This window comes from Entomomonas moraniae (assembly GCF_003991975.1).
GTDB classification, from domain to species: domain Bacteria; phylum Pseudomonadota; class Gammaproteobacteria; order Pseudomonadales; family Pseudomonadaceae; genus Entomomonas; species Entomomonas moraniae.
The window spans coordinates 1,000,036-1,026,254 of record NZ_CP029822.1 but is presented as its reverse complement, the minus strand read 5'-3'; the positions used below and the strand labels follow the sequence as shown (position 1 = coordinate 1,026,254).

The following is a 26,219-nucleotide window of genomic DNA, read 5'->3' as shown; positions in this document are numbered from 1 at the left end:
ATATTAAACCCTTATATTTTATAAAAGGCTATAGCTTACCGTGCTTAGAGAAAATATGCGAATATTTATGTAATACAATTTATTGATTGTTTGTTTGGCTAAAAGCAAATGCCTGTTAAACTAGTCAGTTCTGTTTTGGGAGATAATAATGGCACTACTAAAATTTACTGATGTATCGTTAGCTTATGGTATGACTCCTTTATTGGATAAAGTTTCATGGCAGATTGATAAAGGTGAGCGAGTTTGTATTATTGGGCGTAACGGTACGGGTAAATCAAGCCTATTGGGTTTGGTAAAGGGTGCCAGCTTTCCGGATGATGGTGAAATTTGGCGTGCGCCTGCATTAAAAATAGGTGAGTTGCCTCAAGAGCTGCCTAAAGCGGATGACCGTATTGTATTTGATGTTGTAGCAGATGGTCTTTCTGGGGTAGGTGAGTTGTTAGCACGTTATCATCATTTAAGTCAAAATATTGTGACGGACGATGATTTACAGCAGCTGATGACGGTGCAGCAAGAGTTAGAGGCGAAAGATGGTTGGCGTTTGCAGCAGTTGGTCGAAGCAACATTAACACGGTTACAGTTATCTGCTGATAAAAAACTATCAGACCTATCAGGTGGTTGGCGTCGACGTGTATTATTAGCGCAAGCCCTAGTGGCTGAACCTGATTTGTTGTTATTGGATGAACCAACAAACCACTTAGATATCGGCGCGATCAATTGGCTAGAAAATGCACTACTGGATTTTAAAGGGGCTATTTTATTCATTACCCATGACCGTAGTTTTTTACAGCATTTAGCAACGCGTATACTGGAGTTAGACCGTGGCCATTTGATCGATTGGAAAGGCGATTATGCAAGCTTTTTAGTGCATAAAGAACAGCAGTTAGCAGCAGAAGAAACAGCAAATGCTCTTTTCGATAAAAAATTAGCCCAAGAGGAAGTTTGGATTCGACAAGGGATTAAGGCAAGACGCACACGTAACGAAGGGCGTGTAAGGGCACTAAAAGCCCTGCGCAAAGAGCGTTCTGAGCGTCGAGATGTTCAGGGGCGTGCTACTTTCCAACTTGATGGTGCAGAAAAATCAGGTAAGCAAGTGATTTTAGCAAATAATATTAGTTTTTCTTATGGTGAAAAGCCGCAGGTTAAAGATTTTTCTATTCTTGTACAGCGTGGAGATCGAATCGGTTTATTAGGTGCAAATGGTACGGGTAAAACGACACTGCTAAAATTATTGTTAGGGGATTTAGAACCTAAAAAAGGCAATGTTGAGCATGGCACTAAATTAGAAGTTGCCTATTTTGATCAATTACGTGATCAATTAGATGAAGAAAAAACCGTGTTAGACAATGTGGCAGAGGGTCGTGATTTTATCACGGTTGCTGGACAAGAGCGGCATGTGCTTAGTTATTTGGGGGATTTTCTTTTTAGTCCTCAGCGATCTCGTACACCAGTTAAGGCTTTGTCTGGTGGAGAGCGCGCACGGTTGTTATTGGCAAAGCTATTTAGTAAGCCTGCTAATTTATTAGTCTTAGATGAACCTACTAATGATTTGGATATTGAAACATTAGAATTGCTAGAAGAAGTTTTAGATAATTTTACAGGAACCGTTCTTATCGTTAGCCATGACCGTGCCTTTTTAGATAATGTTGTGACGAGCATATTAGTCTTTGAAGGGGATGGTAAAGTAGCCGAGTACATTGGAGGTTACGATGATTGGATTAGGCAAGGCGGCACTATTAAATTATTAGGTGTTCAAGAAGAAAAGAACGAGGTAGCGCAAAAGGTAGATGAAGTTGTACCTCAAGCAAAAACAGAGGTACAAGAAAATGTGGCTCCAAAACGTAAATTAAGCTACAAAGATCAGCGAGAGTTAGATGCGCTGCCGGTTCAAATTGATGAATTAGAAACAGCAATTGCGGCATTGCAAGCGCAAATATCAGATCCTAATTTTTATCAGCAACCTATCGAGATAACACAGGGTGTTTTAGAAAACTTAACTAACATGCAACAACAGTTAGATCTTTTATTAGAGCGTTGGGCTGAACTTGATGACTAATATAATAAAGCCCAGTTATACTGGGCTTTATTATATCGAGAAGGTTATTTTCTAAAAGTACCTAAAATATCCCAAGGGTATTCGGTGATGAGTCGCACTTCATTCACATCATTAGAGAAGCCAGATGAACGATAGATAGAGTAACGTACACGGAAATTAAGATTCTTTGCAGGTCCTGTTTGTACTACGTATTTAGCTTCAAAGTTTGTTTCTCTTTCACTGACTTTTCCTCCTGACTTGTCTGAGGCACGAAGATATTCGGAAATATTGCTACCACTGACATAACGAGCCATTAAGTTTAAGCCAGGTACACCGTAGTTGGTCATATCTAAATCATAACGTGCTTGCCAAGAGCGTTCCCCTGCATTATTAAAGTCGGAGTATTGTACAGAGTTGGCAAGATACATAGAGCCACCGCCATCAACACCATAAGGGTTCCCCATCCCTTTCCCTGTGACTGCTTGATAAGCCAATGTGAATTTGTGAACGTCATAGGTATATGAACCTTGTAAACTCCAAGCATTAGAGTCAATTTTATGGCCATTACCTACTTCTCGACTTAAGTATTTTACAGGGCCTTGGCTTTTAGTGTTGTAATAATTAAACGATAAATTAACCGCTTGATTTTCATCAATAGGATAGGCGTAGTCAATACCTAGGTATTTTTTCTTCCAAAAGTCTTTTACATTTGAGTAATATAATGCAGCAGATAGATTATCAGTAAATTGATAGCTACCTCCAATAAAGTCAGCTCGTTTTAAACCTGTTCCTTTATTGTTATAAAGTCCCCAGTCGTTAGGGCGTGAGTCACGATAACTTTGATCCATAGCACGTAGTGACGTGAAATGGCCTGCATTAATTTTTAAGTTTTTAATTTCATTACTGGTGAGCAAAAAACCTTCAGCTGTTTCGGGAAGTAGTCGTGCATCATCCGTTGAGAACACAGGAGTATCTATAATTTGTTCACCATATTTTAGTGTGGTACTTGATATACGGGCTTTAACAGCACCTACTGCTTTAGAATAATTATCCTCTGCTCTACCATGTCGGTCAGTAGGCGTTAAACCGATACCTGTACGGCCTCGGCCTGTATCTAATTTAAATCCATACATACCTAGTGCATCAACACCAAAGCCGACAGTTCCTTGTGTAAAGCCTGATTGATAGTTTAATATAAAACCTTGTCCCCATTCCTCTTGATAGCTTTGTGCTTTATAGCTGCCATGCCCATTATGGCTTGAGTTACGAAAGTCACGGTTAAAGTAGACATTACGAATCAGCAAGTTTAAATCACTGTCTTCTAAAATTCCCTCCGATTTTGCTTGTTCACTTTCATTTAGGATAGAGGATATTTCTTTTTTTGCGTCATCTGGTGGGGCGGCATAAGTAAGGCTAGGTATTAATGCTGTAATCGTTATTGCAAATAAATTGAGCTTGAACATTTACACTTCCCCTTAAGTGATTTTTAATCATAAATTAGTATGTTTATGTTATGGTTTTAAATTACTGTTGATTATATTGTCTTTTAAAATCCTAAGTTCTTTTTACAATATAGTGCTAACAGAAGAGCTACTTTAGATAGCCGAAAAAACTATATCATATAAACGATATAATATCGAAATATTAGGTAACCATTTTTTAATAAAATAAAAAAATAATTGATTTTATTGATTTAAAGCGTGTTAGTGATTTTTATTGAATTACTTTATTTGTTTATATTTAAAGCCTATTATTGTTATGATATAAATACCACTTTTTTGTTTGGATGATGTTTGGGATATCGATATGTTTTTATTAGATGAGCGTTTAAATAATGACAGTATTATTGTGGGAGATTTCCCACTTTGTCGATTGTTGCTTAAAAATGATAAAAACTACCCTTGGTTTATTCTTGTACCGAGAAGAGAAGGGGTAACAGAAATTTTTAACTTATCGTCTGAAGATCAACAACAGTTATTGGTTGAAATGAGCGTATTTAGCGAACTTCTTAAAACACTATTTAAGGCTGATAAAATGAACATCGGTGCATTAGGTAATATGGTGAGTCAACTGCATATACATGTGATTGCACGTGTTAAAACAGATGTGACATGGCCTCAGTCAGTATGGGATAAGTTACCTGCTAAACCTTATGCTAACCATGAGATTGAAGTGATAAAAGAACAATTAAAGTCAGTGATGCCAACTGATTTTTTATTTAAGTGATTATGATGGAAGAATTAGCTGAGCGCATTAATAGTTTGGAAAGTCAATTAGCTTTTCAAGACGACACGATTCAAGCATTGAATGAAATGCTTGTAAAACAACAACAGTTAATAGACCTTTTAGAAAGAAAAGTACAGTTATTAGTTAAGGGGCATAACGAGCTGCTAGAGCGTTGTGGTGAGATTGAAGATAATATCCCACCACCGCACTATTAAAAAATAATGCTATAAACTGAACTTATTGAATATTTGGTTCTCTGTTACAAGGTTAGGTTTGAACAATCTAACTTTCTCTATCCTCCTAATATTTAGTGATGAAAATATTATCTACGCTCATGCTGTGATATTCCTTTTTATTCTTATCAATTAGTAATGAAGCTATGGTTAACGTGTTTGTATTAAAAAGAGATTAATGAATTTATGTTTGCTGTTTTAAAGCCTTTTATTTTTCCTAGTGAAGATGCCATAAAGTTTGCTATTAAGCTTTCTATTGCGGCAGGGCTTGCTCTATTCATTGCTTTTTGTCTAGATTTAAACCAACCTCAGTGGGCAGCTGCTACGGCAGTTATTGTAGCGCAACCTCATTCTGGGATGGTTGTGAGTAAAGGTCTGGCAAGGTTGGTAGGTACATTGATGGGGACAGTGATCGCATTAGTTGTGACAGCACTTTTTAGCCAAACGCCTTGGTTATTTATTTTAGCTTTATCTTTAGGGCTTATGATTTGTACAGCCGCTTCTACCGTTATACGTAGTGCATGGTCTTACTCTTTTGTACTGGCAGGCTATACCACGGCGATTATTGTTTTACCTGATGTTTTTAAACCGTTATCTATCTTTGATTATGCGATTGCCCGTTGTACAGAGATTTGTTTGGGTATTATTTGCTCGTCAGCTGTATTCGCTATTTTATGGCCCGTTAAAGTATTTCATGGGCTTATTGTTGAGGCTTCTAATATCTGGCAAGCAGGTTTAACATCAGCCTGTATGACGCTAAAGGGCGAAAACGTTAATGAAGATTTATTAAATAGTTTAGCAAAGATTGTAGCCATCGATGCACAACGAGAGCATGCACTATTTGAAGGCGGAGATGGTAGAAATAGAGCCAAAGCTATTCAAAATATGTGCCATGATATTTTGGCGTTGCTGCGTGCCGCGAGAGGTTTTTCTAGGCAAATTCGTTTCTTAACGAAAGAGAACCGTGAGCAGTTACAGCCATGGATTAATGATTGTATTGAGACGTTAACAAAACCAACCTATAAGTCGTTGAATGTTCTAGCCAAAAGGTTGCGAGAAAAAGATCATCTAGACAGGCCTCTACCCCAACAAGATATTATTGCACGGCTAGAAATGGTGATACAGTGCGCTATTTTCGCAGGTTTAGACCTTGCTTCTGTCCGTGCAGGTAAGTTAAAACGCAAAGCAAAAACAAGTTATTTATCTGCCCATCGAGATTATTCTCTAGGATTGTTTTTTGGCTTGCGCTCAGGGCTTGCTTTCTTAATACTATCTGTATTTTGGATGATATTTGGGTGGCCCATCAGTGAAGCAAGTGGTTCATTGATGATGGTTGCTGTTATTTGTAGTATGTTTGCAAATAAAGAGAATGCAGCCCAAATTAGCATGGGATTTTTAAGGGGGACGTGTTATGCAGTTGTGGTGTCGTTTGTTGTATCACAGTTGATCCTTCCTTCTTGGAGTGGTTTCCCTTTATTATGGCTAGGCATTGGAATTCCTTTGTTTATTAGTTCGTTAGGAATGGTCAAGCCTGCTATAACAGGGACGTGTACGGTATTTTCAATTAACTTGTTAATGTTATGCCGTCCGACAAATCATGGCTTTCAATCGACAGAAATGTTTATTAATCAATCACTGGCGATGCCCCTAGGGATTATTGCGGCAATATTAGCCTTTCATCTCGTGAAAATTAATACCTCGTATTGGCAGGGTAAATACATGCTAGGTGCCATGTTAAAAGATTTAAGAAAATTAACGCAGTCCTCGATAAAAGGGGCTGAAACATGGTTTGGTGGAAGGATGGCTGATCGGTTAGTTTTATTAGCACGACATCGTTCTATTATGGCAGAGAATGCAGAAAAGCGTTGGTATGATGCTCTGCATATTATGGATTTGGGTGATGAGATTCTTAATTTACGAACAAGTTTAGCGAAGCAAGTAACATTGCAAATAAGTTTAGATACATATCTTGATACTTTGGAAAAAGTATTTGAAAGAGAACCTAATGAAATGAGTGTAGAGCTACTTAATAGCGCTAGCGAGCGGTTAAAAACGATTATTAGAGAGAAAGGTCTTGATACTCGTGGTGTGTTAGCAATATCGGCCATTATGCAGATTCAGCAAGTTTGGTCTGATTGGTATCTAGAGCAAAAAGTACAGCAGGAAGATGAGTATGGGATTGCATGAAATGGCTATTGGGGGCGTTTATGTTAGCCCATTGTTAATTTTTGGATTATTGGCATTGCCTATAACTAAAGGTGTTTTAGTTATTTTCCATAAGCTAGGTTTGACTCGTTGGGTATGGCATGAAATGTTATTCATTTGTGCTATCTATTTGTTGGTTTTTACTTTTTTGACGCTAATTATTGGTATCTTTTTTTAGTGTGAGGTGAGTGTGCGTCCAGTTATACGTGTGTGTGTGACCTTGTTTGTTGTGTTGTTGGCTATTATTGCAGCCACTATGCTATGGCGTTTTTATATGTTGTCTCCTTGGACTCGTGATGCGAGAGTAAGAGCTGATATTGTGACTATTGCGCCTGATGTTGCCGGTTGGGTTGTTGAGCTTAATGTCAAAGATAACCAAGAGGTTAAAGAAGGTGATATTTTGATGATGATAGATAAAGATCGTTATCAAGCGGCTTATAATCAAGCGTTGGCTATTGCTGAAACACAAAAGCAACAAATGTACTTAAAGCAACATGAAGCTTCGCGTAGAAAAAGATTGGGGTCTCAAGCGATTAGTGCCGAATTGTTAGAGAATGCACAAATTGAAGCTGCTATAGCTCAAGGTCAATACAATGAAGCATTAGCTCAGCTAGAACTGGCAAAACTAAATCTTAAGCGTAGTGTTGTAAGAGCGCCTAGAGATGGACAAGTGACCAATCTACAACTTGTTCAAGGCAACTATATTAAAGAGGGGCAATCTGCGATGGCCATTGTTGTCAGTGGCTCGCTGTATTTACAAGCTTACCTTGAGGAAACAAAGTTACCTGGTGTAAAAGTAGGTATGCCTGCTGATATTCGGTTAATGAGCGGTGGTACTTTACTAAAAGGCCATGTTGAGGGAATCAGTAGAGGGATTACTGACCGTAATGCTACTGCTGACACTCAGCTATTAGCCGATGTGGAACCCACCTATAATTGGGTCCGTTTAGCACAAAGGATACCTGTTCGGATTGAGTTTGATGAGTTACCTAAAGATCTTCATTTAGCCGCAGGTATGACAGCGAGTGTTAGAATCGGTGAACCTAAACTATCAGACATTTTTTCATTATGGTAATAAAAAATAATCGGTTAATAGTTTTTAAAAGGATTGTCAGGGATCTTTCTGATCCCCTTTATTAGGGGATAGTGTAAGATTAACTAATAGTGGCTTGGGGAAGTGCTGACATTTTAACTAACTGACTTTCGTTAGGCAGTAGTGCAGAGGCCTCTCCCTCAAGGATACGCTTATTTTTTTGATTAAATACTTTCGTTGAAAGACGTACTTTATTTTTTGGAAGTTTTTCTAGCACCTCTATTTCAATACGTAACGTGTCTCCCGCATAAACAGGACGTAGAAATTCTAATGTTTGAGTCAGGTATATTGATCCAGGTCCTGGTAAATTACAAGCCATTGCTGCACTAATAAAACTAGCACTTAGCATTCCGTGGGCAATAGGTTTTTTAAAACTTGTTGTTGCCGCAAAATCTGGATTTAAATGTACAGGATTATTATCTCCAGAGGCAGCTGCAAACAATAGAATATCTTTTTCTTCTACAAGTCTTTCTATCGTCGCTCTTTGTCCTACAGTGATAGCACCATAAGTGATTGTTTGAATGTTTTCAGCCATGATTATATTCAGTCGTTGATTAATGAATCGACTATTCTAACCAAAATTAACAATTTGTTAATACATTTATATTTTTTATAATGGTTTGATTAAGCTTACAGATAGGTTGCTTAGTCGTATTAAAAGTTTAAATAAATAACCTTTAGTTGTTGATGATGTTATAATTATAAGGAGTTATAACTGGGTTTTAGAAGCCTACTAGAGCACTTTTATAAAAAATGATATTAGACTAATTGTTTATGATTATTTATGTGCGCTGGCTAGCTAATTATAAATAAGGGTAAGTAAAGGTTTTCTTGTGGCTAAAGTAACAACAGAGTTAGGGGCGCCTAAATTAAATAAAGTGACGGTTATTGGCTTAGGGCTTATTGGTGGATCTTTTGCTAAAGCTGTTAAAGATCTCAAGCTAAGTAAGCAAGTAGTTGGGCTAGATAATAATCCAACAACACAAAAAATTGCCATACAAAATCAAGTGGTAGATAGTATCGCAGAAAACTTATACGATGCTTGTTTTGAGGCTGATCTTGTCTTGCTAGCAATCCCTATTTTAGCAATAGAAAAGCTCTTGCTGTCGTTGTCTTCACTAAACTTAAAAAATACTGTACTGACTGATGTTGGTAGTGTTAAAGGTAACATTGTTAATACATTGACGGCATTAACCCCACAGCTATTGCCTAATTTTGTTCCAGGCCACCCTATTGCTGGATCTGAACGTAGTGGGGTGGAAGCTGCTGATAGTCAGCTTTTTATTAACCATAAAGTTATTTTAACGCCGACACAAGAAACGAATAAGCAAGCAGTGCAACTGGTTCATCTTATATGGCAAGCTTTGGGTGCAAATGTCGAACTCATGTCGGTAAAGCATCATGATGAGATTCTCGCTGCGACTAGTCACTTACCACATTTACTTGCCTTTGGATTAGTTGATTGTTTAGCCAAAAACAATGATAACTTGGATATTTTTCGCTACGCAGCGGGAGGTTTTCGTGATTTTACGCGAATAGCGGGTAGCGATCCTACCATGTGGCATGATATATTTTTAGCGAACAAAAATGCCGTATTAGCTGTTTTAGATAGTTATATGGAAGAATTACAGCAACTTCGCATAGCTATGCTTGAAGATAACGGTTCACAATTATTGGATGTGTTCACTCGTGCGAAAGCGGCGCGTGGACATTTTAATAAAATTTTAGAAAGTAGAGCGAATATGACTCATAAAGCTAACCCTGTTAAAGATTTAACATTTATTGCAAAACCTACGAATAAGTTATCAGGTCGTTTACAAGTTCCTGGCGATAAATCCATTTCTCATCGTTCTATTATTTTTGGCTCACTAGCAGAGGGAACAACTACGATTGAGGGGTTTCTAGAGGGTGAGGATGCGTTGGCTACATTGGAAGCCTTTAAAGACATGGGTGTTTCTATTGAGGGGCCTAAAAATGGGCGTGTTGTAATACAGGGTGTTGGTTTACAAGGATTGAAAGCACCTACTAAAACGATCTATTTAGGTAACTCAGGAACTTCAATGAGATTATTGGCAGGATTGTTATCAGCTCAACCGTTTAATAGCACACTAGCAGGTGATCACTCTCTATCAAAACGTCCAATGAATCGAGTCGCTAAGCCTTTACGTGAAATGGGTGCAAAAATAGAAACGGGGACAGAAGGTAACCCTCCTTTGACCATAGAAGGTAACCATTCGCTTAAAGGGATGCACTATGATATGCCGATGGCCAGTGCTCAGGTTAAATCTTGCATGTTATTAGCCGGTATGTATGCAGAAGGTAAAACCTCTGTTACTGAACCTGCACCAACGAGAGACCATACAGAGCGTATGTTAAAAGGGTTTGGTTATCCCCTTGATATTAATGGATCAACGGTTACTATTAAGCCCAATCATAAATTAACTGCTACTTCTATTCACGTGCCTGCCGATATTTCATCTGCTGCATTTTTCTTAGTGGCTGCTACCATTGCAGAAGATGCGGATTTGACATTAACACATGTAGGAATAAACCCAACACGAACGGGTATCATCGATATTTTAAAATTGATGGGGGCAAACATTACCCTTGAAAATCAAAAAGAGGTCGGTGGAGAGCCGGTTGCTGATATTCGTGTAAAAAGTGCTAAATTAAAAGGTATTGCCATTCCAGAAGAGCTAGTTCCTTTAGCTATTGATGAATTCCCTGTACTTTTCATTGCAGCTTCTTGTGCAGAGGGTACGACTACTTTAACGGGTGCCGCAGAATTAAGGGTGAAAGAATCTGACCGTATACAAGTCATGGCAGATGGTCTAAAAACCTTGGGTATTCAGGCAGAACCTACGCCAGATGGCATTGTAATTAAAGGTGGGCGTTTAGGCAATGGTGAAGTTTGGAGTCATGCAGACCATCGTATTGCAATGTCTTTTGTCGTTGCCTCTATTCGTGCTCAAGGCGAAATTCGTATTCGTGATTGTGATAATGTAGCAACATCATTCCCCAATTTTATTCAATTAGCGCAACAATGTGGTATTAATGTAGTGGAGTTAAAATAAGCACATGACACAACAAAATATTCCGCTTATTACGATAGATGGGCCAAGTGGCTCAGGTAAAGGTACGATTGCCACATTAATCGCTAATCATTTGGGCTATCATCTGTTAGATTCTGGGGCAATTTATCGTGTGTTAGCATTAGCAGCTAAAAAACATGCACTCTCTATGGATGATACTTTAGCGTTAGCGGATTTAGCTAAAAAATTAGATGTTGTTTTTAGTGTTGATGCTTTAAAAAATAATCAACTAATATTGTTGGAAGGTGAAGACGTCACCCAAACAATACGCACAGAACAAGTAGGTGCTAATGCCTCTAAAATAGCTGCGCAACCTATGGTACGAGAAGCGTTGCTAGCGCGTCAGCGAGCTTTTTTAACGTTGCCTGGGTTAGTTGCAGATGGTCGCGATATGGGGACAGTTGTATTTCCTAATGCACAATTAAAGTTTTTTTTAACGGCTAGTGCTGAGGAAAGGGCTAAGCGCCGTTATATGCAGTTGAAAGCAGCGGGAGAAAATGTTAAACTAGAAAGCCTTATTGATGAAATAAAAGCACGTGATGAGCGCGATACGAACAGAGCTATTGCCCCCTTAAAACCTGCTGCGGATGCTATTATTCTTGACTCAACAGCAACATCTATTGAGCAGGTATTAGACAGTGTTTTGAAAGAAGTAGCAAAACATGCAGTTTTTCATTAATTGATATATTAAATTTTCAACAATATCAAAAAAACCAGCGGTTATTTTTTTGATATTTTATTAATTAACCCGTATTTAAGCTGGAGATACGGTAAGACAGATTATCGTCTTTAACTACAGGTATGAACATGAGCGAAAGCTTTGCAGAACTTTTTGAAGAAAGTCAAAAAATCCAATTAATGCAGTCTGGTTCAATTGTAACTGGTACTGTTGTTGATATCGCTGGTGACTGGGTCATCGTCGATGCTGGTTTAAAATCTGAAGGTTTTATTCCTTTAGATCAGTTTGTAAATGAACAAGGTGAAGTAACCATTAAAGTAGGTGATAACGTACAAGTAGCGTTAGAAGCTGTTGAAGATGGTTGGGGTGAAACAAAACTTTCACGTGAAAAAGCTAAACGTGCTGAATCTTGGCAAACGCTTGAAGCTGCTTTCGCTGCTGAAGAAGTAGTTAGAGGTCTTATCAATGGTAAAGTTAAAGGTGGCTTTACAGTTGATGTTAACGGTATTCGTGCATTCTTACCAGGTTCTTTAGTTGATGTACGTCCTGTACGTGATACATTACACTTAGAAGGTAAAGAGCTTGAGTTTAAAGTTATCAAGCTAGACCAAAAACGTAACAATGTAGTAGTTTCTCGTCGTAGCGTATTAGAAGCAGAAAACAGTGCTGAACGCGAAGCATTATTAGAAAATCTACAAGAAGGCCAAGAAGTTAAGGGTACTGTTAAGAACTTAACTGACTACGGTGCATTCGTAGATTTAGGTGGTGTTGACGGTCTATTACATATTACAGATATGTCTTGGAAACGCATCAAGCATCCATCAGAAGTGGTGGCTGTAGGTGATGAGATTGATGTAAAAGTATTGAAATTTGATCGTGAACGTAATCGTGTGTCTTTAGGCTTAAAACAATTAGGCGAAGACCCATGGATCGCAATCAAGGCTCGCTATCCACAAGGTACACGTTCAAAAGCACGTGTTACTAACTTAACTGACTACGGTTGTTTTGCTGAGTTAGAAGAGGGTGTAGAAGGTCTAGTTCACGTTTCAGAAATGGATTGGACTAATAAAAACATTCACCCATCTAAAGTGGTTCAAGTTGGCGATGAAGTTGAAGTTCAAGTGTTAGAGATCGATGAAGAACGCCGTCGTATTTCTTTAGGTATCAAACAAACCAAAACTAATCCATGGGAAGATTTCTCTACTCGCTATAATAAAGGCGATAAAATCAGTGGTAATATCAAGTCAATCACTGACTTCGGTATTTTCATTGGTTTAGAGGGCGGTATTGATGGTTTAGTGCATTTATCTGACATTTCTTGGAATGAAACAGGTGAAGAAGCTGTTCGTAACTATAAGAAAGGTGATGAAATTGAAACAATTATCCTTTCTGTAGATGCTGAGCGTGAACGTATTTCTTTAGGTATTAAACAACTTGAAGCTGATCCTTTCCTTGATTATGCTGAAACACACGATAAAGGCGTAATTGTTAAAGGTGTTGTGAAAGAAGTTGATGCTAAAGGCGCTGTTATTACCTTAGCTGAAGAAGTTGAAGGTCAATTAAAAGCTTCTGATATTGCACGTGAACGTATTGAAGATGCGCGTACAGTATTAAAAGAAGGCGATGAAGTTGAAGCGAAGATCACTAATGTTGATCGTAAGTCTCGCGTAATTACTCTTTCTATTAAAGCAAAAGATGTTGAAGAAGAGAAAGATGCAATTAAAGAACTTCGTAAACAAGATGATGCAGCACCTGCTACATTAGGTGACTTATTCCGTCAAAAGTTAGAAGATCAAAATAATTAATTGATCAGCTAGTTGAAAAAGGGCGATTTTATCGCCCTTTTTTTATTTTTAACTATTCATGATATATCACCGTGTTCCAATGATTAGAACCGGTGTCCTTTTTTTATCACTTGCTGTTTTTGACTAAATTTAGCCATATTTAACTAATTTATCACGGCAAAATCGCGATAAAATACTACGGTTAATATTAGAAAACGTGGCAGAAAATGCCAAGTACAAATATTTAATATTAATGGTAATGCAGTAAGGGAATCTAAAATTTTTCTAACTAAGGCTGAGGCTTAATGTGGGCAAGTACAAGAGAAGTCGATTTACTGGCGTCTGATAGAAAGGGTATTATTGTTGGCAATAAACATGCTCTATATGATGCGCTCACTAAATACTTAAAAGAAGGTTTAAGCGAGAAACTTTAGCTTTTAACCAGTTTTTGTGGATGAATTATTATCGAATATTAAGCCTACACACTTTGCACGACTAAGAGACGAACGGTTTAAAATTATTAAAGACTCAACTATTAATAGAGAGTTTTTTATTATCTCTGCAATTTATAGAAAGTTATAAATGAATAAGGATGGTGTTCAATCAATCCTTTAAAAGCAATTGAAATGCCTAAAAATAATAATCATAGAAAAAGGTTAAGTAAGTGAAAGCGAAATAGAAGCTATACTAAAAAAATTAAATGGTATTGATGGAGTACCGCCAAAAAATAATAAACAAGAGATGGCATATGCTTTTTTAATTGCAATTGAAACCGCCATGAGAAAACTTGGTTTAACTTATGATGATGTATTTTTAGATTGTTGATTTGTTCATTTAGATAAGTAAAGTCTTTCAATTGTCATCGACTAAGACAGAGGTCTTTTTTAGGTAAACAAAACAAGAAACTAAGTTTTATGATCTTATTTTTCACGATACACACAACGAATTGATAACGCGCTTATCTAAAAAGCTAAGAGTTTTAGAATTGGCTAGAATAGCAGGGCATAGAAATATAAGCCAGTTGATGATTTATCATAAAGAAGCAGCGGAGAGTTTGGCGAGTAGATTGAATTAATAAAAATTGTCTTTAATTGATATCAGAGTTGGCTTAACATTATGTGCTATAGTGTATTAAGTTGCTGGAGAGACAATATGTTATGCCGTAAGGTAGGAATATTGACTGCTAAAAGCAGTTTAGAAATTAATGATAGAACACCCTTTTTACCCTCATTTAATTTTTATGAAAAGCATGAGTCACAAGCCATTAATGCTAGTGATAATGAAATTATTGAAGCTATATATTTTCCAAATCTGAATGATGATAAAGTTACGCATTTTCTAATGTCCTTAAGAGAGTTACCTGCGCGACTATTCAACAAAAGCATGCAGGGAAAAGAGACTTTTGGACTTAAAAATTTTACTCTATTATATCGCTCAGATAATGAAATCTCGCTAGGACTAGTGGGTAAATTTTGGAGGGCAGACTTTGGCCTCTGCGATATAACCAATAAAGATGAATTCATTAATTTAAATGATCCTCAAGTTTCTAAATTAGTTCTTCGCTTCAAAGTTATCAAACAAAATAATGAAAATATTGTTAAAACAGAGACATTCGTTTACTGTCCTTCAATGGTTACGAAGTCAGTATTTTCTTGTTATTGGCTAGCCATTAGATTTTTCAGTGGTTTAATTCGTAAACGAATGCTTAATAATCTGAAAATTTTTTTTGACTAATCTCTAAAAAGTATATTTACTTCGTTATCACTCTATTTATACCATACTCTTATTAATTTTAAAGAATTGTTTAACATCACTAGCGCGCTATGGTTCCATTTTATAACGCGCTCTTTTGCCGTTTATGTTCTTAAAGTTAAGTAGTGCAATAAGCTCTCTTACTGTTTTGATTTGTTTCCTTAAGCCTTTTGGTATTTCTCTAGCATTTCTCCACACTAGGTATTCATTTTCCTATTTGATATAGGTTTCTTTTATAGCCTTTATATCTGCTTCTCTTGCGTCTAACTTATTAATGATCTGTTACACCATCTCTCATTTATACTGCGTGATTAACTGCAATCCAAGCAAAAGTAAGTCCAGGACCTAGAGTAATGCCAGGGCCAGGATAAGTACCTGCCATGATTGAGTGCATATCATTGCCAATTGCATAAAGCTTATTGATCGATTGGTTTTCACTATTTAATACTTGAGCATATTCATTGGTCGCGAAACCTGTACAAGCTCCTATATCTCCAGGGTATAGACGTACCGCATAATATGGTGCTTGAGTCAACGCTCCTAAGTTTGGATTTGGCTTATGGCTTGGATCGCCATTGGCACGTTGATAATCGGTAGTGCCTCGGGCAAATTGTTCATCAATCCCTTTTTCAACATATTGATTAAATTGTTGAATAGTCTTAGTTGCTTTAGTATGTTCAATACCAAGCTGTTTAGCCAAAATCTCAATACTTTCTCCTTTAAATAAATATCCCTCTTTTAAAAAAGGTTCTAAGTTTTTACCACCGGGGTGAACCATCCCAAGACCATACTTAACTAGTCCATTTTTATCCGTAATTAAGTAGCTAGGGATAGAGTCCATTTGCTGTTGAGCTAAACCAAAACGATGATAAGAAGTTGACTCATTAACAAAGCGTTCTCCTCGTTGGTTAAGCGTTATCATACTTGGTTTTCCACGGTCTAAAATAAAATGAGGAAATACCGCTTGAGAACCATCTTCACGTTGACGAATAGAAACAGGAGCCCAAAAGCAGTTTGTAGCATTTTGTGTTTTACCATAGACGGCACCTAAAGTTTCAGCAATTTTATGTGCTTGAGCTGTATGGCCTGGGGCACCAGGACACCAAGAAATATCAGAATGTTCAGCTAATCGCTTGCGACGTTCAATATTTCGATTAAAACCTCCTGAGGCTAAAATAAGTGCTTTATTTACATTAATTCGCTTAATCTCATCTTGATGTACCAGCTCAATAGCAATAATCTCATTATTTTCCTTAATAATGTGAGACATCTCAGTATTGAGTAATATTGGAACTTTTCGTTGTTCAAGGGAATAGAGTAAAGAAGCAATCAGTGCATTCCCCATTACTAACCGAGTGCCACGAGGATACTTTAAGCGATCCATACCATAACGTAACAGTAATTTTAGTGAGTGTTTGAAAGAGGCGAAGTATTTAGTTAAATTGAGTAAATGCCCCACATCATCACGGTCTACCATCATTCCCCCCAATACTGTAAATTCAGGAATAGGGGGGCGCACTAACTTAAACTTATCCCTTAATAAACGGCCATCAAAAGCAAGAGGTTCTAATGCGCGCCCACATAATGTGGAATCTTTTTCTTCTGATTGATAGTCGGGGTGGAAAGGTCTCGCACGATAGCGGACAGCAGTAGCTTCTTCGATATCTTTTACTGCTTTTGGCCCTGCGGTTAGAAAGGCATCAATCAATGCGAGGTTAAAATTATCTTTACCAATAACGCGTTCCAAATAAGCTGTCGCTGCTTCTTTTGTATCATCTTGTGCCCCTACACTGGCTGCATGATGTGTCGCTGGAATCCATGTAGTACCTGCTGAAAATGCTGTTGTTCCACCCACATATTCAGTACGTTCTACTAATAATACTTTAGCTCCTTTTTTAGCTGCCAAAAGTGCTGCTGACATTCCTGCGCCGCCCGCCCCAATAACCACCACATCATAATTTTCATTCATTTGAATGTTTGCCCATGTACTCATATTTCACCTATTTTTTATGTTTATTTTGATTGCTATTAAATTTATTGTTATTGGCAACGTTTGATTAACTGTGTTAATCTGAAATTATTGGAACAGTATTCCATTTTTATATAAATGATACAACCCTTAATTAAATAAAAATGATAAAAGTAGGTAAGGTATGAAAGAGAATTATTGTGATGTGCTCGTTATTGGCGGGGGCGCGGCAGGTTTTTCAGCTGCTGTTACTGCGGCATGGCATGGGCAAAAAGTGGTTCTTATTGAGAAGTCACACCTTTTTGGAGGTGCTACCTGTTGGTCGGGTGGTTGGATGTGGATTCCTCGCAATTCTCTTGCTCGCAAAGCCGGTATTGTTGAGGATATTGATCAACCACGTCTTTTTTTAAAAAATGAATTGAAAGATAAGTTTTCAGATAAGCATATCGATATGTTCCTTACTACTGCACCGACGATGGTTGATTTTTTTGCACAACATACGGCATTGCAATTCGAAGACGGTAATAAAATTGCTGATATACATGGTAAAACAGCAGGTGCAGCAGAAGGTGGCCGTTCTGTCATTGCTGCTCCATACCATGGCAGACATATGGGTAAGTTGGTCAAAAAAATGCTTTCACCAAAGAGAGAAACTTCCTTTCTAGGATTACCTATAATGGCAGGAAAAGATCTTTGGCATTTTCTTAAAGCAACACGCTCATTTTCTTCAGCTCTTTATGTCGCTAAACGGTTGGGATTACATCTCTTAGATCTACTAATTTATCGTCGAACCATGCGTTTTGCTAATGGTTCAGCCTTAATTGCGAGACTTGCCAAGTCTGCTGAGGATCTTGGTGTTGAAATTCGAACATCAACGCCTGCAAAAAGGCTAATCCATGAAAATGACAAAGTAACAGGCGCTATTGTCAAAACAGAAACAGGTGAAGAAATAATACATGCAAAAAATGGAATAATCCTAGCTGCCGGTGGATTTTCATACGATATAAAAAGGCGTGCTAGTATGGTTCCGCATTTAAGTAAAGATCCTTTTGCTCATTGGCCTCTTCCACCATCCACCAATACGGGAGATACATTAAAGATGGCAGAAGTCATTGGAGCCGAAGTCTCTACTGACTTAGCATCTGCTGTTGCTTGGTGTCCTGTTTCTGTTGTACCTTATAAAGATGGTTCAACGGGTATCTTTCCTCATATTATCGATCGGGGTAAACCAGGCGTTATAGCTGTGTTAAAAAATGGTAAGCGTTTTGTAAACGAAGGGGATGGTTATTATGATTATGCCTCTGCAATGGATCGTGAAACACCCGAAGATGAGGAAGTTTACTCATGGCTTATTTGTAGTCATGAATGCCAACGTCGCTATGGATTTGGAATGACAAAACCAGCGCCTTTCTCGACGAAAATGTGGGAGGAAAATGGTTATCTAAAAAAAGCAGAGACCATTGAGGCGCTCGCGCAAAGTTGTAATATAGATCCTACACAATTAAGACAAACATTGGATGAGTACAATAAATCAGCTTATGATGGGAAAGACCCTCTGTTCAATCGAGGTTCAACACCGTACAACCAAAAAATGGGTGATCCAAATCATACGCCTAACCCCTCTATCGCACCGATTGATAAAGGCCCTTTTTATGCGATTAAAGTATTGCCTGGGAGTTTTGGTACATTTGCAGGATTAAAAACAGATGAGTTAGCACGCGTTCTACATAAAACAGGTACACCTATTCAAGGTCTTTATGCCGTAGGTACGGATATGTCGAGTATTATGGGAGGATATTATCCTACTGGAGGTATAAACCTTGGGCCAGCCATGACTTTTGGCTATATAGCTGGTTGTCATATTGCTAATAAAAAAATAGAGAACAGTTAAATGCAATGAGTAACGAAGATTAGTTCAACCGACCTTATGTTACAATTTAGGATATGGTTTATAAGTGGAACATTTTTCCAAATTAATTAGGTATAACTTATTATGTCAACAAAGTTAATTAATCGTACATTGTCTCTATTAGAACTATTAGCTGCTCAACCACAGGGAATGGCTTTGACTGACATTGCCCAGCAACTAGCTATGCCAAAGAGTGCTACACACCGTTTATTAACAGATTTAGCTGAGCATGAATATATTCAGCTAGATGAAGATACTAAGTACTACCGCCTGACCTTAAAAATGACTCAACTAGGATTTCAGCGCTTAGCGGTGGATAATATTTTTCAAGTGGCACAGCCATTATTAAACGAATTAGCACAGATCAGTGGTGAGTTAGTGCGATTGAGCTTAATTGATAGTAGCCGTTTGATTTTTGTAGCAAAAGCTCAAGGGGCAACAGATGCGTTACGGATTGATACTGATATGGGGAATGAGGCACAGCTAACTTTCTCTGCATCAGGTTTAGCATGGTTATCAACGCTGACTGATGACGAGGCGCTTGGTATTGTACAGCAACAACAAAAACGCTTTCAGCAACGTGGCGATAAAGTGAGTCCTTTTCATGTTGAGTTGTTCTATCAGCAACTTGCTGAGGTACGTGACCAACAACACGCACGTTTTCAAAATAGCATGGGTTTGGGGACTGCCGCGATGGCTGCACCTGTATTGCCAATAAATAATAGGCAAGCTGTAGGGGTAATTAGTATTGCTGGGCCAAGTGTACGGCTAACCGAAAAGCAAATGGATAACTTACTGCCTGATCTATTAAAAATAACAGATATTTTATCGTCATTATCCGTGGGAATTAGTTTCCCCAAAAACTATCAAGTAACCTAATAGGCTAGAGGAAAAATAAAATGTATAAGTTATCACTAGCGGCATTAACTGTTTTAGAGTTAACGCCCCCTCAAATGATTGATTGTGCACAACAAGCAGGTTTTGACTATGTGGGGTTAAGATTGATTCCTGCTACTCCCCAAGAGCCTTCCTATGATTTTACAGGAGATACGCCTGTGCGTAGAGAGTGCTTAGCTCGCTTAAAAGATGTTGATGTAAAGGTTGAAGATATCGAAATTTTACGTATTACAGATCAGGTCGATATAGCGCGTTTTGAACCTATTTTTGAGTCAGCCAAGCTGTTAGGTGCAAAAAGTGCTCTGGTGGCTGCTAATGATGCTAATGAGGCGCGCCTCATTGATAATTTAGGTCGATTGGCTGATTTAAGCGCTCAATATGGTATTTTACCCCATGTTGAATTTATGCCATGGTTAACCGTTGCAACGTTAAAGGATGCTGTTAGCTTGGTGAATACTATTAATCATAAGAATTTAAGTGTATTGGTTGACAGTGTGCATTTCCATCGCTCCCATAGTGATGTTAGTGATTGGCAAGCCTACAATGGCACTATGCCTCGTTATGCACAGTTATGTGATGTGCCTACAAAAGATGTGACTGGAATGGATGAAATATTAAGTCAAGCGCGTGGGCAACGTAAAGCACCGGGAGAGGGGTATATTAATAATTTAGCCGAGATTATTGCAATGTTACCCAAAGAAATAGCGTTATCCATTGAAATCCCTGAGCGAGATAGATGTCATGAAAATGCTTTAGAACGAGCAATCCGTTTGAATCATGCAAGTAAAAAATGGTTAAAGACACATTTTTTGGGTTAATTACTGGATTTTGGATAACGTTAAAAAGCGACTATAGTTTTTTCTTATCTTATTGTTTAAATAATATTTTTATCTTTTATCGTGTTGGTAAGTATTGTTATAATAATTTGATATATCTATTATTTATATTTATATCTTTATTCTTTATAAGTAGTTACTTAGGATACTGAGGCAAGGAGCAGTAAAATTGGTGTTAAGGGTTCTTTAATTAATACGCACTTATCGGTTTTATAAAAATAATAAATTGATAAGAAAAATAAAAAGTTGTTATAGAGAAAGCATTATGAGCAAAAAATATTATGGGTTTTTAACGACCAATGCATTGGCCTGTTTATGTTTATCCATGCCTGTACAAAGTCAGGAAGAAGGTTTTTTAGAAGGTTCTAAGGCCAGCGTGAATGTACGTAATTATTATTTTACTCGTGACTTTAAAGGCAGCGATCCTACCCAGAGTAAATCCTCAGCGTGGACACAAAACTTTATACTGGATTATCAGTCTGGTTTTACTAAGGGAACGGTAGGCGTTGGTTTAGATGTTTTAGGGACTTCCTCTTTTAAACTAGACGCGGGTAAGGGAGCAGGTGCTACACAAATGTTACCCATTCATGATGATGGCGACCCTGCAAAAAGCTATGGGCGGTTAGGAGTAGCGGGTAAAATGAAAATCTCTAAAACAGAGCTAAAGGTAGGTGAGTGGATGCCTGTCTTACCAATTTTGCGCTCAGATGATGGCCGTTCACTACCTCAAACATTTCGTGGTGGTCAAATTACCTCTAGGGAGTTTAAGAACTGGTCATTCTATGGTGGGCAAATGCGTGAAACTAGCCTTAGGCAAGATGCTAGTATGGAGAAGATGGCTTATAGTAATGGTCGAGGCAGTATAGGGCGCTCAAATCGTTTTAATTTTGGCGGTGTTGAATACAATTTTAATGATAATAAAACCCAAGTAGGTGTATGGGGAGGGCAGTTAAAAGATGTTTATAAGCAAGGGCTTATTAGTTTAAAACATGAGCAACCTTTAGGCGATTGGGTATTAAAAGCTAATACAGGATTCTTTATCGGTAAAGAAGATGGTAGTAAACGAGCAGGCAATCTGGATAATAGAACGTTGTATGGCTTATTTTCTGCTAATTATAACCATCATACTTTCTATGCAGGTTTACAACACTTAGCGGGTGATAGTGCTTGGATGCGCGTCACAGGTACAAGTGGAGGAACATTAGCTAATGATGCATTTACGACCAGTGCTGATCAACCTAAAGAGCGTTCATGGCAAGTGCGTTATGATTATGACTTCACGGGCTTAAATGTACCCGGATTGACGATGATGATTCGTTATATTAAGGGAACTGATGTTAAAAATAATTTAACAGAGGATGGGAAAGAATGGGCTCGAGAATCTGAGTTAGCTTATCTTTTTACAGAGGGTAAGTTAAAAAACTTATCTATTAAATGGCGTTATAGTTCGTTAAGACAAAGTTGGAATAAAAATGGACGCTTTGATGAGCATCGAATTATTGTGAATTACCCTATCTCTTTTCTTTAATTAAAATTCAAGCCCAATGTATTGTTGGGCTTAAATTTTTAATACATTTTTTTGCAGATCGTTTCGATGACTTCTTTCATTTGTTTTTGTGTTTGCGTCATGATTCGTTTGTTAGACACCCCTAAAAATAATTTATTAGTGAGTTCTGGCGAGCCAATAGGGTAAGCAGTTAGCGAGTCTTTATGCATTATCAGTTCAATAGTACGTGGCGATAAAATAGCATAACCCATTTTTTCATAGACAAGTTCTAGAATAGTGCTCACACTATTCATTTCTAAAATAATATTGGGTTTTAAGCCAATATTGGCCATTTTGGTTTCGAGTAGTAAGCGATAGGCATTGGGTAAGCTTGGTACAATTAGCGAAAATTTGGTTACTTCTGCAAGAGTGAATGATTGCTGATTAATAATAGGATCATCTTTTGGAGCAATCAAGCATAAGTTTTCACTACCTAAGCTGCTGATCTCTAGATCAAGCGAAAAGTTACTGCTATGGAGTAACCCAATATCGATTTTTCCCGTAATAATTCCTTCTTCAATCGCTGAAGACATTGCCTCAATAATAATTAAGTTCGCATCAGGTAATAGGTGTTTAAACTCTTTAGTGATAGGGACTGCAAGCAGCTTTGCTAATGTGGGGGGAAGGCCAATAACCACTTTTCCTGAGAGTTGCCCGTTAGTTAGCTCCTCATAGGCGCGTTCAACTTGGTGCATAATGCCATAAGCGTGTTCAAGTAGTTTTTTCCCCGAATCGGTTAAGGTAACGCCACGACCATTGCGTACCAGTAAATTTTGACGTAAATCGACTTCTAGCCGACGGATTTGCCGACTTAGCATCGGTTGTGCTATATCTAAATGGTCAGCGGCTTTGGTAAAACTACCAAATTCAGCGATATGGATAAAATACTTGAGTTGTTTTAATTCAAATGCTAATTCTTTATTCATTATGCACCTGCCGTTAGGGGAGTAATACATCATTTTTATTTTAGTTATGCAATATTGTTATATCTAGTAGTTTGTTTTGCATATTTATTATAATACATGAATTATTTAGGATAATCATTACTAATATAACAATAAGAGATAGAGTAATGATGAAACAAGTAATGATACCGTGCTGCCTAATGCGCGGAGGAACATCAAAAGGGCCTTTTTTTAATAAGGCTGACTTACCTATAGATATTGAACAGCGTAATCGACTCTTATTAGCTACTGTTGGCTCACCAGATAAACGACAAATAGATGGTGTGGGTGGTGCACATTCTTTAACCACCAAAGTGGGGATTGTTTCACGTTGTGAAAACCATGAGCAAGGTGTGGAGCTATCCTTTTTATTTGCACAATTACAACCAGAAAAAGATACGGTTGACACCACCCCTAACTGCGGAAATATGTTAGCGGCAGTTGTACCATTTGCTTTAGAAACAGGCTTGATTAAAGCAATGAAAGATGAAACTACAGTCCGTGTATTAACAGAAAACACCGGAATGATCAGCGATATTACCGTACAGACGCCACAAGGTGAAATTACTTATGAAGGTAATGCCAAGATTGATGGCGTACCGGGGAGTGGTGCTCCTATTAAAATCAGTTTTTTGGATACGGCAGGTTCCGTTTGTAGTGGTTTATTGCCTACTGGAAATTTATCGGATAGTTTTGACATTCCTAATGTTGGCACGCTTGAAGTAACTTGTATTGATAACGGGATGCCTATGGTGCTTATTCGTGCCAGTGATTTAGGATGTACAGGTCAAGAAAGTGTCGATGAATTAAATAATAATCAAGCCTTAAAAGATAAGATTGAAGCACTGCGTATAGTGGCTTCTGAAAAGATGGGGTTAGGTGATGTTAGACAAAAAAACTACCCAAAAATGTGTCTGATTTCTGAACCATCAAAAGGTGGTGCAGTGAATACTCGTTGTTTTATTCCTCACGTTTGCCACGAGGCTATTGGGGTTTTAGCAGCAGTCACTATTGCCACTGCTTGTGTATTAGAAGGTAGCGTTGCAAGTGAGTTTTATCATAAAGAGCAACAAGCAGGAGTCTACCAGTTATCTATTGAGCATCCTAGCGGTGAGTTTACAGTTGAATTAACAGTAAAGCTAAATGACAAAGGACAAAGTGAAGTGATAGGTGCAGCATTACTAAGAACAGCTCGTCTATTGATGAAAGGTGAAGTGTGCTTGTTAAAAAGCCGTTTATAAGTGTTATTAAAATAATAAATGAAGAGTAAGAGGTGTTAAATGAGTTTAGTTATTGATTGTCATGGTCACTACACTACTGCGCCAGAAGCATTGAGTAAGTGGCGAGAAGAACAAATACAAAGTATTAAAACAGGTTCTACAGCACCTAAAGTCAGTGATTTAAAAATCAGTGATGAGGATATTCGCCAAACGATTGAAGAAAATCAACTGCGTTTAATGAATGAGCGTGGCTCCGATATTACTATTTTTTCACCACGCGCAAGTTTTATGGCGCATCATATTGGAGACTATCAAGTATCAGCAACATGGGCTGCTATTTGTAATGAGCTGTGCTACCGTGTATCTCAGCTATTTCCTGATCGTTTTATACCAGCTGCTATGCTTCCGCAATCACCGGGCGTAGCTACTGAAACATGCATTGCTGAACTGGATAAATGCATTAATGAGTATGGTAATGTTGCCATTAACTTAAACCCTGATCCATCAGGTGGACTATGGACAGCACCACCACTCTCTGACCGATATTGGTATCCGATTTATGAAAAGATGGTGGAGTATGATATTCCAGCGATGGTGCATGTCAGTACTTGTTGCCATGAAAAATTCCATACCACAGGCGATCATTATTTAAATGCAGATACCACAGCTTTCATGCAGTTTTTAAAAAGTGACTTATTTAAAGACTTCCCAACACTGCGCTTTTTAATCCCTCATGGAGGTGGTGCAGTACCCTATCACTGGGGGCGTTTCAGAGGATTGGCACAAGCATTACAACGTCCTGATATTGAAGAAAACTTATTAAATAATATTTTCTTTGATACTTGCGTTTATCATCAAGATGGTATCGATTTACTGACTAAAGTAATTCCAACTAAAAATGTTCTATTTGCTTCGGAAATGATTGGTGCTGTGCGTGGTGTTGATCCAAAAACAGGCCACTATTTTGATGATACTAAACGTTATATCAATGGCGCCAATATCACAGATGAGCAGCGTCACCAAATTTTTGAAGGCAATGCACGTCGAGTATTTCCTCGTTTAGATAAAAAATTACGTGAAAGAGGGCTATAAAATGTCATTAGAATTATTTAATCAACTTGGCGTTGTAAAACGTAATATTCATCGTGCTGATCCTGCCGCGGTAGAAATTCTTTCAAATTACAGCAGTGCAACCATTCATGAAGCAATGGGGCGAGTAGGGTTAATGAAACCGTACTTACGGCCTATTTACCCCCAAGCAAAAGCTTGTGGTACAGCGATAACTGTGTTGCTTCAACCAGGTGATAACTGGATGATGCACGTAGCCGCTGAGCAGATTAAATCTGGGGATGTTGTTGTAGCTGCTTGTACAACCGATAACGCAGATGGTTTTTTTGGTGACTTGTTAGCGACTTCCTTTCGTGCTCAGGGGGCTAAAGGACTTATTATTGACGGTGGTGTTCGTGATGTAATGGATTTAACAGACATGCAGTTTCCTGTGTTTAGTAAAGCAATCCACGGCAAAGGGACGATCAAAGCAACCTTGGGGTCAGTCAATATCCCAGTGATTTGTGCTGGCATGTTAGTTGAACCGGGGGATGTGGTAGTGGCTGATATTGACGGCGTTGTTGTTGTACCAGCCGCTAAAGCTATGGACGTGGCAATTGCCACCCAAAAACGTTCTGAAAATGAAGATGATAAACGTCAGCTATTTGCTAACGGCACATTAGGTTTAGATTATTACAAAATGCGCGAACCTCTAGCGAAAGCTGGTTTGAAATACATTGACTAGGGGGATA

General features: G+C 38.0%; 22 protein-coding genes. 18 read left to right on the top strand and 4 right to left on the bottom strand.

The window, feature by feature from the left end; genetic code table 11:
* The first annotated feature begins 148 nt into the window (after nucleotides 1-148).
* Nucleotides 149-2,056: an ATP-binding cassette domain-containing protein gene (locus DM558_RS04835; RefSeq protein WP_127162298.1), complete on the top strand. Its 1,908-nt coding sequence runs from the start codon at nucleotides 149-151 to the stop codon at nucleotides 2,054-2,056.
* Between the two features lie 44 nt (nucleotides 2,057-2,100).
* On the opposite strand, the gene DM558_RS04830 is transcribed toward DM558_RS04835, so the two are convergent.
* On the bottom strand, nucleotides 2,101-3,498 hold the full coding sequence (locus DM558_RS04830; RefSeq protein WP_127162296.1) for an OprD family porin: 1,398 nt from the start codon (nucleotides 3,496-3,498) through the stop codon (nucleotides 2,101-2,103).
* A 343-nt stretch (nucleotides 3,499-3,841) separates the two neighbouring features.
* On the opposite strand from DM558_RS04830, the gene DM558_RS04825 reads away from it, so the two are divergent.
* From DM558_RS04825 to DM558_RS04805, 5 genes are all read left to right on the top strand, one after another.
* Nucleotides 3,842-4,261 carry an HIT domain-containing protein gene (locus tag DM558_RS04825; protein WP_127162294.1) on the top strand — a complete coding sequence of 140 codons (420 nt, stop codon included), beginning with the start codon at nucleotides 3,842-3,844 and terminating at the stop codon, nucleotides 4,259-4,261.
* 2 nt (nucleotides 4,262-4,263) lie between these two features.
* Nucleotides 4,264-4,476, top strand: a complete 213-nt coding sequence (locus tag DM558_RS04820) for a SlyX family protein (protein ID WP_177412502.1) — start codon at nucleotides 4,264-4,266, stop codon at nucleotides 4,474-4,476.
* 204 nt (nucleotides 4,477-4,680) lie between these two features.
* Nucleotides 4,681-6,681, top strand: coding sequence for an FUSC family protein (locus DM558_RS04815; RefSeq protein WP_127162292.1), 2,001 nt, complete (start codon nucleotides 4,681-4,683; stop codon nucleotides 6,679-6,681).
* Nucleotides 6,668-6,877, top strand: coding sequence for a DUF1656 domain-containing protein (locus DM558_RS04810; protein WP_127162290.1), 210 nt, complete (start codon nucleotides 6,668-6,670; stop codon nucleotides 6,875-6,877). Before DM558_RS04815 ends, DM558_RS04810 begins: the two co-directional genes overlap by 14 nt.
* A 12-nt stretch (nucleotides 6,878-6,889) precedes the next feature.
* The gene (locus DM558_RS04805; protein ID WP_127162288.1) at nucleotides 6,890-7,774 is read left to right on the top strand and encodes an efflux RND transporter periplasmic adaptor subunit; all 885 of its coding nucleotides are present in this window, start codon (nucleotides 6,890-6,892) and stop codon (nucleotides 7,772-7,774) included.
* Nucleotides 7,775-7,853: 79 nt separating this feature from the next.
* Here the strand turns inward: DM558_RS04805 and DM558_RS04800 are convergent, their stop codons facing one another.
* Nucleotides 7,854-8,327: a MaoC family dehydratase gene (locus DM558_RS04800; RefSeq protein WP_127162287.1), complete on the bottom strand. Its 474-nt coding sequence runs from the start codon at nucleotides 8,325-8,327 to the stop codon at nucleotides 7,854-7,856.
* Nucleotides 8,328-8,625: 298 nt separating this feature from the next.
* On the opposite strand from DM558_RS04800, the gene DM558_RS04795 reads away from it, so the two are divergent.
* The 5 genes from DM558_RS04795 (at nucleotide 8,626) to DM558_RS04780 (ending at nucleotide 15,081) form a co-directional block, all read left to right on the top strand.
* Nucleotides 8,626-10,866 (top strand): bifunctional prephenate dehydrogenase/3-phosphoshikimate 1-carboxyvinyltransferase, encoded by a 2,241-nt coding sequence (locus DM558_RS04795; protein ID WP_127162286.1) that lies wholly within the window; start codon nucleotides 8,626-8,628, stop codon nucleotides 10,864-10,866.
* A gap of 4 nt (nucleotides 10,867-10,870) precedes the next feature.
* On the top strand, nucleotides 10,871-11,563 hold the full coding sequence (gene cmk, locus DM558_RS04790; RefSeq protein WP_127162285.1) for a (d)CMP kinase: 693 nt from the start codon (nucleotides 10,871-10,873) through the stop codon (nucleotides 11,561-11,563).
* Between the two features lie 128 nt (nucleotides 11,564-11,691).
* On the top strand, nucleotides 11,692-13,368 hold the full coding sequence (gene rpsA, locus DM558_RS04785; protein WP_127162284.1) for a 30S ribosomal protein S1: 1,677 nt from the start codon (nucleotides 11,692-11,694) through the stop codon (nucleotides 13,366-13,368).
* Nucleotides 13,369-13,652: 284 nt separating this feature from the next.
* Nucleotides 13,653-13,781 carry a hypothetical protein gene (locus tag DM558_RS15900; protein WP_267128196.1) on the top strand — a complete coding sequence of 43 codons (129 nt, stop codon included), beginning with the start codon at nucleotides 13,653-13,655 and terminating at the stop codon, nucleotides 13,779-13,781.
* Between the two features lie 718 nt (nucleotides 13,782-14,499).
* A complete protein-coding gene (locus DM558_RS04780) occupies nucleotides 14,500-15,081 on the top strand; it encodes a hypothetical protein (protein WP_127162283.1) in 582 nt (193 codons plus the stop codon).
* A 316-nt stretch (nucleotides 15,082-15,397) separates the two neighbouring features.
* Here DM558_RS04780 and DM558_RS04775 read toward each other — a convergent pair whose 3' ends face one another.
* Nucleotides 15,398-17,092, bottom strand: coding sequence for an FAD-dependent oxidoreductase (locus tag DM558_RS04775; RefSeq protein WP_127162282.1), 1,695 nt, complete (start codon nucleotides 17,090-17,092; stop codon nucleotides 15,398-15,400).
* Nucleotides 17,093-17,252: 160 nt separating this feature from the next.
* Here DM558_RS04775 and DM558_RS04770 point away from each other — a divergent pair, with 160 nt between their 5' ends.
* The 4 genes from DM558_RS04770 (at nucleotide 17,253) to DM558_RS04755 (ending at nucleotide 22,238) form a co-directional block, all read left to right on the top strand.
* Nucleotides 17,253-18,959: an FAD-dependent oxidoreductase gene (locus DM558_RS04770; protein ID WP_127162281.1), complete on the top strand. Its 1,707-nt coding sequence runs from the start codon at nucleotides 17,253-17,255 to the stop codon at nucleotides 18,957-18,959.
* 102 nt (nucleotides 18,960-19,061) lie between these two features.
* Entirely contained in the window at nucleotides 19,062-19,856 is a 795-nt protein-coding gene (locus DM558_RS04765) for an IclR family transcriptional regulator (RefSeq protein ID WP_127162280.1), read from the top strand.
* Nucleotides 19,857-19,876: 20 nt separating this feature from the next.
* Nucleotides 19,877-20,692, top strand: a complete 816-nt coding sequence (locus tag DM558_RS04760; RefSeq protein ID WP_127162279.1) for a sugar phosphate isomerase/epimerase family protein — start codon at nucleotides 19,877-19,879, stop codon at nucleotides 20,690-20,692.
* 283 nt (nucleotides 20,693-20,975) lie between these two features.
* Entirely contained in the window at nucleotides 20,976-22,238 is a 1,263-nt protein-coding gene (locus DM558_RS04755) for an OprD family porin (RefSeq protein WP_127162278.1), read from the top strand.
* A gap of 38 nt (nucleotides 22,239-22,276) precedes the next feature.
* On the opposite strand, the gene DM558_RS04750 is transcribed toward DM558_RS04755, so the two are convergent.
* Entirely contained in the window at nucleotides 22,277-23,182 is a 906-nt protein-coding gene (locus DM558_RS04750) for a LysR family transcriptional regulator (RefSeq protein ID WP_164731248.1), read from the bottom strand.
* Nucleotides 23,183-23,328: 146 nt separating this feature from the next.
* Here DM558_RS04750 and DM558_RS04745 point away from each other — a divergent pair, with 146 nt between their 5' ends.
* From DM558_RS04745 to ligK, 3 genes are read left to right on the top strand one after another with little or no spacing between them, the layout of a single operon-like run.
* Entirely contained in the window at nucleotides 23,329-24,441 is a 1,113-nt protein-coding gene (locus DM558_RS04745; protein WP_127162276.1) for a 4-oxalomesaconate tautomerase, read from the top strand.
* A 39-nt stretch (nucleotides 24,442-24,480) separates the two neighbouring features.
* Nucleotides 24,481-25,512, top strand: coding sequence for an amidohydrolase family protein (locus DM558_RS04740; RefSeq protein ID WP_127162275.1), 1,032 nt, complete (start codon nucleotides 24,481-24,483; stop codon nucleotides 25,510-25,512).
* A 1-nt stretch (nucleotide 25,513) separates the two neighbouring features.
* Nucleotides 25,514-26,212: a 4-carboxy-4-hydroxy-2-oxoadipate aldolase/oxaloacetate decarboxylase gene (gene ligK / locus DM558_RS04735; protein WP_127162274.1), complete on the top strand. Its 699-nt coding sequence runs from the start codon at nucleotides 25,514-25,516 to the stop codon at nucleotides 26,210-26,212.
* The last annotated feature ends 7 nt before the right edge of the window (nucleotides 26,213-26,219 follow it).